The sequence below is a fragment of the Gemmatimonadota bacterium genome (assembly GCA_016209965.1).
GTDB lineage: Bacteria > Gemmatimonadota > Gemmatimonadetes > Longimicrobiales > RSA9 > JACQVE01.
The window spans coordinates 1-11,355 of record JACQVE010000115.1 but is presented as its reverse complement, the minus strand read 5'-3'; the positions used below and the strand labels follow the sequence as shown (position 1 = coordinate 11,355).

The window sequence follows — 11,355 nt, the reverse complement described above, 5'->3', positions numbered from 1 at the left end:
GCTGGGGACTATGCGGAAGATCTGGCGGCCTCGATGCTGGCCACGGTACTGGGCATTCCGTTCAACCCCGAGGAGGCGTGGGACGTGCGGCGGGAGCAGTGGAAGTTGGGCGGCGAGATCGTCGAGACGGTAAATACAACTATGGACGCGGAGGGCCCGGAGGACGGGAGCTGGGTCACAGTGGTCGCGGCCGTCGTGTTCTGCGGCTGAAAGGGCGATGCCGAACCGGCGTAATGCGGGGGCTCCCGGGCGGGGCCCCTTATTTTTGCCCCACCCTGACGGGATGGGAGGTCTCATGCAGGTTCCGGAGCCATTGCGCGGTCTGGGCTGGGAGTTGCCGCACAACTTCCTGGGTCTGGATGAGTCGGCCAGCGCGTTCGAGGCCGCCCGTGTCGTGGTGCTGCCCGTGCCCTACGAATCGACTACCAGCTACGGCGCGGGGGCGCGAAGCGGGCCGCGCGCGATCGTGGAGGCGTCCCGCTTCCTCGAGTTGTATGACCAGCAGCTCGACGCCGAGCCGTACCAGGTTGGCATTGCCACACTGCCCGCGCTGCAATTGACGGGGGTGGGGCCGGCGGCAGCGCTCGAGGAGCTGCGCGCCGCCTACGACCGGATTCTCGAGCTGACGCCCGAGAAGTGGATCGTGCTGCTGGGGGGCGAACATTCCCTGAGCAGCGCGCCCGTGCTGGCGTGGGCGGACCGGCTGGCGGCCTCTTCACCGCCGCGCCGGCTGAGTGTACTCCAGTTCGACGCTCACGCCGACCTGCGCCCGGAGTACGAGGGCACCGCGCATTCCCATGCCTCGGTCATGCACCGCGTGCTCGGGCGGGCCGACCTGGTGGCCGTCGGCGTGCGGGCGCTGACCCGTGAGGAGCGCGACCTCGCCCGCGGCTCCACGGGGGTGCACCTCTTCCTTGCCGACAGGCTGCAGGGCGGCGCGCAGTGGATCGAGGAAGTGCTGGAGCGGCTCGCGCCCGACGTCTACATCACGTTCGACGTCGACTGTTTCGATCCGGCCATCGTGCCTTCCACGGGCACGCCCGAGCCGGGCGGCCTGGGCTGGTACCCCGTGCTCGAACTGCTGCGACGCGTGTTCCGCGAGCGAAACGTCGTGGGCTGCGACGTCGTCGAACTCGCGCCCATTCCCGGGCTGGCCGCACCGGATTTCCTGGTGGCCAAGTTGATCTACAAGATGATCGGCTACCGCTTTGCCGAAACGTTCGCGTGATGCCGTGGTAGCCGGCCGTTTCCGAGCCCGAGCCCGAGCCCGAGCCCAGCGAAGTGGAGCCCGAGCCCGGGTCCCTGCGGGGGCGGCCACCAAAGCGAGCAAGGCAGGGCCCACGCCGGAGCGCGCCTCGCGCCTCACACCCCGGCAGGGGCCTGGAGTGCCGTTGGCGCTTCGGCCGTCCGCTGCAGCAGGGGATGCAGGTCGAGCGGATCCTCGATGCGGTAGCCGGGGGGTACGAGCCCGCTTGGCGTGAGCAGGAAAGGCCAGAACTGCCGCCCGCCCAGGGCGCCGTGGGCACCGACCTGGTCGTCAAAGCAGATGCAGAGATCCCGCTCCGCGTCATAGGCGCCGAAGAGCACCAGGTCCCCGGCGTTGGGCATTTGCACGAGTTGGGCAACGGCCCGGCGCTCGACCTCGGTGCGAGCATAGTCGCGCAGTGGATCCTCCCCCTGCAGCACTTCCGTCTCGCCGCCGGGGCTGACCAGGGCCCGGCCGCTCGCGCTTTCCACGTGCGCCCCATCCACCACCCGCGTGATGACCAGGCCAATGCCGCGGTGAGCGACCAGGAAGTAGTAGAGGGCGCGTCGGTCCGGCTGGCCGCGGATCTCGTCGAAGGAGAGGGGCCGTGCGGGCTCCGTCCAGTAAACGTGGGCCAGCGAGGAGGAGTAGGTGACCACCAGCGGTGGCACGCCGTGACTGCCGGCGTCCGCGCTGCGCACGGTCTCGGCCACCAGCGGGAAGAGCTGGTAATGGCGGCGCAGCCACCGCCCGAAACGGAGGCCGAGCTGCCGGGCTGGCGGCGGGGATTCGCCCGCCACCTCTTCCAGCTCGCGCACCAGGAAGTCCATGGCTTCGCGGGGCGGCGCATAATCGCCCGTGCCGGCCAGCACGTAAACGCCGTGCTCGACGGCGGCCAGGATGGTGTCGCCCAGCGTCTCGCCGTAGCGGACGCGGTACGGCACCGCCGGCGTCTGGCCATGGTCGCTCAGGATGTAGATGTCATACGGGCGGCCGGGCAGACGGTGCAGCATGCGCAGGATCTCGCCGATCCGGCGGTCCAGTGCGCGCAGCCCCTTCAGCGCTGTCCTGGACGACGGGCCGAAGTGGTGCGCGAACTCGTCGTAGAGGTTGTAGGTCGTGTAGATCGCCGGCACGCCCGTGTAGATGTCCAGCAGCACGGCCAGGGTTTGCAGCTCGCGCAGGATCACATTCGCGCCAATGTGCAGGAAGGGCAGGTACCACCAGTAGTAGGTGTACTGTCCCCGCATCTGGCTGAGCAGCCGGTCCCGCTCTTCGCGCAGGTACTCCCAGCCACTGGCCAGGAACATCCGCACCAGGCGCAGGGGGTGCAGCAGCAGGAGCAGGAGCAGCCTGCCGCCCCCCATCTTCTGGAATAGTGGCTGCTGCCGCCGCCCCGAGAGGGTGAAAACGACGCGGTCGGCGCCGCCGTCATAGAGGTTTGCGTAGCTCGAGCCGCCCCGCAGCACGCCCTCGGCGGGAAGCCGGTCCCGGATGAACTGCATCGAGGCGAGCTGCGTCCCGACGATGACGCGCTGCTCGCCTTTTTCGTAGAAGCGGAACGCGGGGATGCGTTCCCTGGTTCCATAGAAGATCGCCGCCTGAGCCGCAGGGGTGGCGCTGGGTAGGCCGGCGGGGTAGCGTTGCAGCCTCCAGCCGTGCCGCTCGATGAGCCGCTTGAGGTGGGGCAGGTAGCCACGGCCGATCGCCCGCTCCAGGTCCTCGTGGGCCAGGGCGTCGATCTGCACGACGACGAAGCCGCGGCGGCCATCCTCGCGTCGGCGGCGCCGTTCCGCCGCGAACGGAAGATACTTGATGCGGTAATAGAGACGGTAGGCGGCACGACGGAGCCGCCGGAACCTGCTTGTGGATGGGGTCGATATGGATGGATCCATTTCCCTGGCTGTAGCTTTCCTGGCCGGCGTGTTCTCCTTCCTTTCGCCGTGCGTGCTGCCGCTGGTGCCCAGCTATTTGAGCTTTGTCACGGGCCTGAGCATCGATGACCTGAGCCGGGGCGGCCGCCGCAGTGCGGTGCTCGTCCCCTCCCTGCTCTTCGTGGGCGGGTTCAGTCTGGTCTTCCTCCTGCTCGGCGCTTCCGCCACCATAGCCGGGCAGTTGCTGCTGCGCTACCAGGATTGGATCGCCCGCATCGGCGGCGCCCTGATCGTCCTCTTCGGCCTGCACCTGCTGGGGGTGCTGCGCTTCAACCTGCTGCTGCGGGAGTGGCGCGCTCAGCTCCCCAGCCGGCCCGCGGGGTACCTCGGCGCGGTGGGGGCCGGAATCGTGTTCGGCGCGGGCTGGACCCCCTGCATCGGTCCCGTGTTGGGCGCGGTGCTGACCTACGCCTCCGTCCGCGCTACCATGACCGGTGGGGTGCTGCTCCTGGGCGGCTATGCGCTGGGGCTCGCCCTTCCCTTCCTGCTGGCTGCGCTGGCGACCGGCGCGTTCCTCCAGGCATCCCGTAACCTGCGCCGCCTGCTTCCCGCCCTCGAGAAAGCTGCTGGAGTCATGCTGGTGCTGGCGGGGCTGCTGCTGGCCACCGGGCAGTTCACGGTTCTCTCCGGCTACTTCGCCCGGCTGACGCCTGACTTCCTGCTGGAGCGGCTCTGACGCTCTGCCCGAGGCAGCGGCGCGCGAATGCCGTTATCTTCGATCAGCAGGATCGTGGACAGGGCCATTTCCGTTCTCAGACTTCGAGCGGCGCGGCGGCCAGGGCGTCCCGCTCGAGATCCTCTGCCAGCAACTGCCGGCGCAGCAGCGAGGCGTAGAGGCCGCCCAGGGCAACCAGGTCGGCGTGTGTGCCGCGCTCGACCACGCGGCCGTCATCCAGCACGAGCACCAGGTCCGCACCCATGACCGCCGTGACGCGGTGGCTGATGATCAATGCCGTGCGTCCGTCGAGCACGCGCCGTAACCCCTGCAGGATCTCGGCCTCCGTCCTGGTGTCGACGGCGCTCAACGCGTCATCCAGGATGAGGATGTGCGGATCGCGTGCCAGCGCGCGCGCCAGTGCGGCACGCTGCCGCTGCCCCCCCGAGAGGTTGATCCCGCGCTCGCCCAGACGGGTGTCGTAGCCGTGGGGCAGGCGAGCAATCGTCTCGTCCAGCCGGGCAATGACCGCCGAGTCACGGACGCGGTCCTCCGCCGCTTCACCGGGCGGCAGCCCGAGCGCGATGTTCTGACCAATGGTCTCCGAGAAGAGAAACGTGTCCTGCGGCACCACCCCGAGCGCCCGGCGCAGGTCGGCGGGCGCGAGTTCCGGCAGCGGCACGCCATCCAGCAGGACGTCGCCTGCCGTGGGGTCATGGAGTCGCGCCAGCAGGTCGACCACGGTCGACTTTCCCGACCCGGTCGGTCCCACCAGTGCCACGGTCTGCCCGGCCGCGATGTGGAAGGAGATCCCCCGCAGGGTTTCCTGCTCGCTGCCCGGATAGCGGAAGTAGACCTCCCGGAACTCGATTTCCCCCCGCAGCCGGCGCAGTCGAGCGGGCCTGGCAGGCGGCCGCACCGCCGGCCGCCTCTGGAAGATCGCATTGATCCGTCCCATGGATGCCGCGCCGCGCTGGAACAGGTTGATCACCCAGCCCAGCGCGATCATGGGCCAGGTCAGCATGGCCAGGTAGAAGCCGAAGGCGACGAAGTCACCCACCGAGATCCGCCCTGCCATGACCTGCCGCCCGCCGAACCAGAGCACGATCACCATGCCCAATCCGGCAAAGAACGTGAGGACGGGATAGAAGACGCCGGACACGCGGGCCAGCGCCATGTTTTTTTGCAAGTACTCGCCGTTCAGCCGGTCGAATTCCCGTTCTTGAGCCGCTTCCTGCACGTAGGCGCGGACAATGCGCGCGCCGGCCAGGTTCTCCTGGACCAGCGTCGACAGCACGCCGAAATGCTCCTGGATCCGCTCGAATCGCTGATGGATGACCCGGCCGAACCAGAGCACGGCGGGCGGCAGGAACACCAGTGGCGCCAGCGCAAGCAGGGTGAGACGCGGGCTGATCCGCAGCATGAGCCCCAGCGCCAGCGCCATCATCACCATCGTGTTGACCAGGTACATCACTGCGGGGCCAACCGCCTGCCGCACCGCCTGCGTATCGTTGGTCGCCCGGCTCATCAGGTCGCCCGTGCGGACGCGGCCGTAGAACGAGGCGTCCAGACGCAGAAGGTGGTCAAAAAACGCGTCGCGCAAATCTGTCTCGATCCGGCGGCTGATCCCGTTCAGTAACTCCCTCATGCCGTACCGCGCCGCGCCAGCCAGCAGGGCCGTGAGCACGACCAGCCCGGCATACCCCAGGACCACCCGCCCCGTGACGCCCGGCCGCTCCAGCGCATCGATGGCCAGCCCCAGGAGCTGCGGCGCAACCACGGCAAAGGCGTTCGCCAGGACCACCAGCAGCAGGCCCCAGGCTATACCGGCGCGGTAGGGCCGGAGGTACGGCAGCAGCGTGCCTAGTTCTTTCATACGGCCGAACGGGCGCAGTGCGGCGGGATACGAGCGGCTGGCATACAGGTTGCCCCTGCTTGCGCCTGCCCCCCCGGAGGGGCCAGCGCTGTTGCCAACTTACCCTGAACAACTGTTCCGTTCAAGCAGGGTCCCCACCCGCGGAGGGTGTTATGAGCAAGCAAATGATCTGGATCGCGTCAATTCTCCTCTGGCCGCTGGCGCTGCGGCGGGATCCAGGCTCGTCATCCGACTGGACGCGCCCGTCCAGGTGCGGCTGGCCGCCAGTTAGGTTAGGGCTCGATTCGGGAAATACCAATAATCACGCGAAGCCGCGCAGCCGCTTAACGCGGTCCGGCGGCCAGCCCGCCCTGTCGGGGATCGGGCACACCCACCCAGTGGTCGCCCAGCCGCAGGAGCGACGGCGCGCTGCCGATATAGCCGCTGCGCGCTTCCACGCTGTGCCCGCGCAGGGTCAGCGAATCCACAGTTGCCGCGTTCAGTCCGTCGCGCTCGTAGTAGAGCACATCCGGCAGGTGCTGGTGGTGGATCCGCGGTGTATTCACGGCGGCCACCAGGTCCAGGCCGTGGTCGACAAGATTCGAGAGCACCTGGAAGACGGCGGTGATGATGCGCGGTCCGCCACGCGCGCCGGTGATGAGCAGAGTCTGCCGATTGCGCCCCAGCACGATCGTGGGGGTCATGGCCGAGAGCATGCGTTTCCCCGGCGCAATCGCGTTCGCCTCGCCCTGGACCAGGCCATAGAGGTTCGGCGTGCCCGGCTTGGCCGTAAAGTCATCCATCTCGTCATTCAGCAGGAAACCCGCACCGCTGACGGTGACCGCCGAGCCGTACAGCTCGTTGATGGTCGTAGTGAGCGCTACCGCGTTCCCAGCCGCGTCCACCACGGAAAGGTGCGTGGTATGCTCGCCTTCGGCGCCGGCGCCCAGCCCCGGTGAGATGGCGGACGAGGGCGTCGCCTGCGCCAGGGCTATGCTCGCCCGCCGCTCCGCCGCGTAGCCTTTGGAAAGCAGCCGCGCCCGCGGAATGCGTACGAAGTCCGGGTCGCCCAGGTAGTGGTTGCGGTCCGCGAACGCGCGCCGCATGGCTTCCGCGGTGACGTGCAAGGCGTCGGCGGAATGCCAGCCCATGGCGCGCAGGTCGTAACCTTCCAGGATGTTGGCGATCAAGGCCAGCGTAAGGCCGCCGGAAGACGGGGGCGGCATCGAGATGACGCGGTAGCCGCGATAATCGAACTGCACAGGTTCGCGCCAGTGCGCGCGGTAGCGGCGCAGGTCCTCGCCTGTGATGAGGCCGCCGCCGCGGCGCATTTCCGCGACGATCAGGTCCGCTGTCTCCCCCTCGTAGAACCCGGCCGGGCCGCGGGCCGCGATACGGCGCAGCACGGCCGCTAGCTCGGGGTTGCGCCAGGTGCTGCCGGCGGCGAGCGGCTTGCCGCCGGGCAGGAATAGCGCCGCCGAGGCGGGAAAGCCTGCCAGCCGCTTCGCCTCGCCGGCTACCGACTCCGCGAATTCTGCGTCTACCGTGAAGCCTTCCTCGGCCAGCCGGATGGCCGGCGCCAGCAGTTCGGCCCAGCGGCGAATGCCGTAGCGCCGGTGCGCTTCCCATAATCCGGCCACGCTGCCCGGAACCCCGGCGGCCAGGTGCCCCGTGATGGAGCGGTCGGTCACCGCGCCGCGCTCGTCCAGGAACATCGTGCGGGTGGCGGCCAGGGGCGCCGCCTCGCGGAAATCCAGGGCGGCCGGCGTGCCCAGTGCCGGGCGGAAGACCAGGAACCCGCCGCCCCCCAGGTTGCCCGCTTCCGGATAGACGACGGCCAGGGCGAAAGCCGTAGCAACGGCCGCGTCCACGGCATTGCCGCCGGCTTCCAGCACCGCCGCCCCCACCTGCGTCGCCAGCGGCGCATCGCTTACCAGGAGAGCCACGCTGGAAGAGGCTGCGTAGCTCTCGAGGGGATAGCGCCAGGCGGCCGGCACCCGCTCCGCCACGCGGGCCAGAGGCTCGGCGACGGCGCTGCCTGCGCTCTCCGCCGCCGGGGTCGGCACCTCGGGCGGGGCGGCACAGGCGGCGAGGGCCGCAACCAGCAGCCACCGCCGCAGCATCCAGTCGGTTCTGCTCCTGCGCTTCTGCAGCCGATCCGCCATGCGCTACCTCCTGAAGCGGCGGCGCTGCCGGAAATGGCGCAAACTCATGCGCCTCTCCAGCGGCTCCTTCATCGCCGTGCTGGCCGCGCCCGACGCGCGGCCGGAAGCCGGCCCGCCCAGGCCGATGCTACCAGCCGGCGCGCGCGCCCACCCGGATCATGGAGTGCTTGGTGGAATTGCTCTTCACGCCTGCCCGCTGATGGAAGGCCCAGAATCGCCCCCACTCGAGGAAGAAGGCTTTGCTCGTCCCCGCCCGGTACTCGAGGCCGGCCCCCGTCAGCAGGGCCAGGTCCGGGTCCCAGCGGTCAAGCTCCGGCATGCCGTAGACGAACGCGCCCGCCCCGCCCGTGAGGTAAAGCGAAACGGCATCGCCCCCGCCGTAGCGGAGCCGGCCCGAGAGCAGGCCGGTCACCAGCCGCGCTTGCCCCTCATCGACCAGCACGCCGGTGCTGTCCTCGCGCTCGTAGGGCGCGGAAGCGAACGAGCCCTCGAGTCCCAGCGCCAGTCCGGGCCCCACCCGGCGATGCACACCCAGCCCGCCAGCCAACGCGGCGCCGAAGTTCCACCTGCCCGTGACATCCGTCACCTGGCCCGGATCATGGTAGCCGCCGGCCCAGACCGTAGCCCAGGTCTCCGGAATCCTCCGCACCTGGCGGAACTGCGCGGCCGCGGGCGGGGCGGCAAAGAGGAGCCCGAGAGCGGAGAGCAAGAGTAAGGTTCGCATGCAGGTTCCTTCTGAAGTTGCCAGGGGGAAAAAGGCCGACGCCCTCCCGCGCTGCGGCGGGCGCCGCTCGGTTGCCATAACTGCCTGGACAGGATAAGCTTACAAGCTTGGTAATGTAGTCGCCGTATGGAGGATCACGCAACCCGCCTGCGCCCGGACGGGATGGTATGAGCGCTAGCGCCTCGCCCCTGGACCCGCGTCTCACCGAGCAACGCAACCCTCGCAGTGCCCGCATCGACGAGCTCTCGACGCTCGGCGTCGTCGACCTGATCAACGCCGAGGACCGGATGGTCGCGGAGGCAGTCGGCGAGGAGCGGAAGGAGATTGCCCGCTGCATTGACATCGTCGTCGACTGTTTCCGGCGTGGCGGGCGGCTGTTTTACGTGGGGGCGGGCACTTCGGGTCGGCTGGGAGTGCTGGACGCGGCCGAGATGCCGCCCACCTACGGCACGCCGCCGGAGCTCGTCCAGGGTGTGATCGCCGGCGGGCCGGCGGCGCTGGTGCGCGCGCAGGAGGGAGCGGAGGACCACGCGGAGGACGGCGCGGCGGCCATGGACGAGCGGGGAGTAGGCCCGGCCGACTTTGTGCTGGGCATTGCCACGTCGGGCACCACGCCTTACGTCCACGGCGCGCTGCGGCGTGCGCGGCAGCGGGGTGCGCACACCGGCTTCCTGCTCTGCACCTATCCTGCGGAGCAGCTTCTCGACCAGCACGACGTCGTGATCGCGCCGCTGGTCGGTCCCGAGGTGATCACGGGCTCCACGCGCATGAAGGCTGGCACGGCGACCAAGATGGTGCTGAACGCGATCAGCACGGCCGCCATGGTGAAAGTGGGGAAGGTTTACGGCAATTTCATGGTGGACCTGCTGGTGACCTGCGAAAAGCTGCGCGATCGGGGCGAGCGGATCCTGATCGAGACGCTGGGGCTGACCCGGCCGGCCGCCGCGGAGCTGCTCGAGCGGGCCGGCGGGCATGTCAAGACGGCCATGGTCATGGGGCGCCTGGGGCTGGACGCGCCGGCGGCGCGGCGGCGCCTCGAGGAGGCGGGCGGGCTGATTGCGCGGGTCGTGGGCGACCTGAGCGGCTCGTGAGGCGCACCTCGTGCTGCTGATCGGGCTCATGTCCGGCACGTCGCTGGACGGCATTGACGCGGCGCTGGTCGAAGTGCAAGGCTCGGCCGAGGCCGATGTGCGCTGGGCGGTGCGCGCGTTCGTCAGCCGTGCCTACTCGAGGGAGCAGCGGTCCGCGATCCAGCAGGCGATCGGCGGCGGCGGTCCGGCCACCATCTGCCGCCTGCACGCCCGCCTGGGCGAATGGTTCGCGGAGGCGGCGCTCGCCGTGTGCGCCGCGGCGGGCGTCGAATCGGCTGAGGTTCGGGCCGTGGGCTCGCACGGCCAGACGGTATGGCACGAGCCGCCGGGGCCGGACGGGCGTGGGGCCACGCTGCAACTCGGCTGCGCGGCAACCATTGCGGAACGCACCGGCATTTCCGTGGTAAGCGATTTCCGGGCGCGGGACATGGCGGCGGGTGGGCAGGGGGCGCCGCTGGTGCCATGGGTGGATCGGCTGCTCTTCTCGCTGCCCGCTCGCTGCCGCGTGCTGCAGAACATAGGCGGCATGGCTAATCTGACCTGGCTGCCGCCGCGCGGCGCGGCCGCGCCGCTGCTGGCCTTCGACACGGGGCCGGGCAACGCCTTGATCGACGCCGCCGTCGAGCTGGCCACACAGGGCAAGGAGAGCTACGACCGGGACGGCGGCTGGGCGCGGGCCGGCCGGGTGGACGCAGCGCTGCTCGGCCGGCTGCTTGGCCACCGCTTCTTCGCGCAGCAGCCGCCCAGGTCCACGGGGCGGGAGGTTTTCGGCCGGCCCTTTGTGGAAGAGCTGGTCGCGGAGCGGCGCCCCGCATCCCGGCAGGACTGGGCGGACCTGGTCGCCACCCTGACCGCGCTGACCGCCCACAGCATTGCCGGCGCCATCGGCCGCTGGGTGCGGCCGCTGGGCGTGGACGAAGTCGTGCTGACCGGCGGCGGCGCCAGGAATCCGGCGCTGCGGGAGCTGCTCGTGGAGCTGCTCGCGCCTACGCCTGTCCGGGCCGGCGAGGCGCTGGCCGTGGACCCGGACGCCAAGGAGGCGGTCGCCTTCGCCGTGCTGGCATGGGCCTTCCTGCAGGGCCTGCCGGCCAACGTGCCGGAAGCAACCGGTGCCAGTGGGCCGCGGCTGCTGGGGTCGTATACGCCCGCGGCAGCGGAAACCCTGGAACCGACTTTCAGGCGTTCAGCCAGAGTGATCCGTCCAGCAGACGAGTGAGATGATGCGCCGTACGATTCTGCTTTGCCTGACCCTGCTCGGCCTGGTGGCCTGGAGCGGCTGCGCCCGGCGCAGCGCGCCCCCCTCGGCTGCCCCGCCGCCCACCCCCGAGACGGGGCGCCTGTGGCGCGCGCTGGACGCCGAGATCCTGAGCCGCGAGCAGCTCGAGGAGCTGATGCGGCTCGAGGCCGAGATCGGCGACCAGCTCGGTGATCGGCTGGCCGAGGTCGCCCTCGATTCGCTGGCGCCGCCGCTGGCCCGCGCCCATTCGCTCCGACTGCTGGGCGAGCGCCACTGGACCGGCGGCTTGGGGCCGTTCCGCTCGGCGCTCGAGGCCAGGGACCCGCGCCTCCGCGCGGCGGCGGCCGTGGGGCTCGCGGGCCTGATCCCCATGGATCAGACAGCAGCGCTGCGCCTGCTCGGCCGCGCGCTCCAGGATCCCGAACCCGGAGTCCAGGCCAAAGCGCTG

The 11,355-nt window shown here is 70.1% G+C and carries 10 protein-coding genes; 6 read left to right on the top strand and 4 right to left on the bottom strand.

What is annotated here, in order from left to right:
- On the top strand, window positions 1-210 hold a 210-nt coding region (locus HY703_04885), incomplete at its 5' end, for a pyruvoyl-dependent arginine decarboxylase (GenBank protein ID MBI4544510.1).
- 85 nt (window positions 211-295) lie between these two features.
- A complete protein-coding gene (speB, locus tag HY703_04880; protein MBI4544509.1) occupies window positions 296-1,228 on the top strand; it encodes an agmatinase in 933 nt (310 codons plus the stop codon).
- 134 nt (window positions 1,229-1,362) lie between these two features.
- On the opposite strand, the gene HY703_04875 is transcribed toward speB, so the two are convergent.
- Window positions 1,363-3,141, bottom strand: coding sequence for an alkaline phosphatase family protein (locus HY703_04875; GenBank protein ID MBI4544508.1), 1,779 nt, complete (start codon window positions 3,139-3,141; stop codon window positions 1,363-1,365).
- On the opposite strand from HY703_04875, the gene HY703_04870 reads away from it, so the two are divergent.
- Complete coding sequence (locus HY703_04870) at window positions 3,128-3,856, top strand: cytochrome c biogenesis protein CcdA (GenBank protein MBI4544507.1); 729 nt, start codon at window positions 3,128-3,130, stop codon at window positions 3,854-3,856. The two genes, HY703_04875 and HY703_04870, sit on opposite strands and share 14 nt — an antisense overlap.
- A gap of 76 nt (window positions 3,857-3,932) precedes the next feature.
- On the opposite strand, the gene HY703_04865 is transcribed toward HY703_04870, so the two are convergent.
- The 3 genes from HY703_04865 to HY703_04855 all read right to left on the bottom strand — a co-directional run bounded on the left by HY703_04865 (window position 3,933) and on the right by HY703_04855 (window position 8,579).
- Window positions 3,933-5,711 carry an ABC transporter ATP-binding protein gene (locus HY703_04865; GenBank protein ID MBI4544506.1) on the bottom strand — a complete coding sequence of 593 codons (1,779 nt, stop codon included), beginning with the start codon at window positions 5,709-5,711 and terminating at the stop codon, window positions 3,933-3,935.
- A 323-nt stretch (window positions 5,712-6,034) separates the two neighbouring features.
- Window positions 6,035-7,813, bottom strand: coding sequence for a gamma-glutamyltransferase (gene ggt / locus HY703_04860; GenBank protein ID MBI4544505.1), 1,779 nt, complete (start codon window positions 7,811-7,813; stop codon window positions 6,035-6,037).
- Window positions 7,814-7,982: 169 nt separating this feature from the next.
- On the bottom strand, window positions 7,983-8,579 hold the full coding sequence (locus HY703_04855) for a hypothetical protein (protein ID MBI4544504.1): 597 nt from the start codon (window positions 8,577-8,579) through the stop codon (window positions 7,983-7,985).
- Between the two features lie 167 nt (window positions 8,580-8,746).
- Here HY703_04855 and murQ point away from each other — a divergent pair, with 167 nt between their 5' ends.
- From murQ to HY703_04840, 3 genes are all read left to right on the top strand, one after another.
- Window positions 8,747-9,670: an N-acetylmuramic acid 6-phosphate etherase gene (gene murQ, locus HY703_04850; protein ID MBI4544503.1), complete on the top strand. Its 924-nt coding sequence runs from the start codon at window positions 8,747-8,749 to the stop codon at window positions 9,668-9,670.
- A gap of 10 nt (window positions 9,671-9,680) precedes the next feature.
- Window positions 9,681-10,886, top strand: a complete 1,206-nt coding sequence (locus tag HY703_04845; GenBank protein MBI4544502.1) for an anhydro-N-acetylmuramic acid kinase — start codon at window positions 9,681-9,683, stop codon at window positions 10,884-10,886.
- Between the two features lie 4 nt (window positions 10,887-10,890).
- On the top strand, window positions 10,891-11,355 hold a 465-nt coding region (locus HY703_04840; protein ID MBI4544501.1), incomplete at its 3' end, for a hypothetical protein.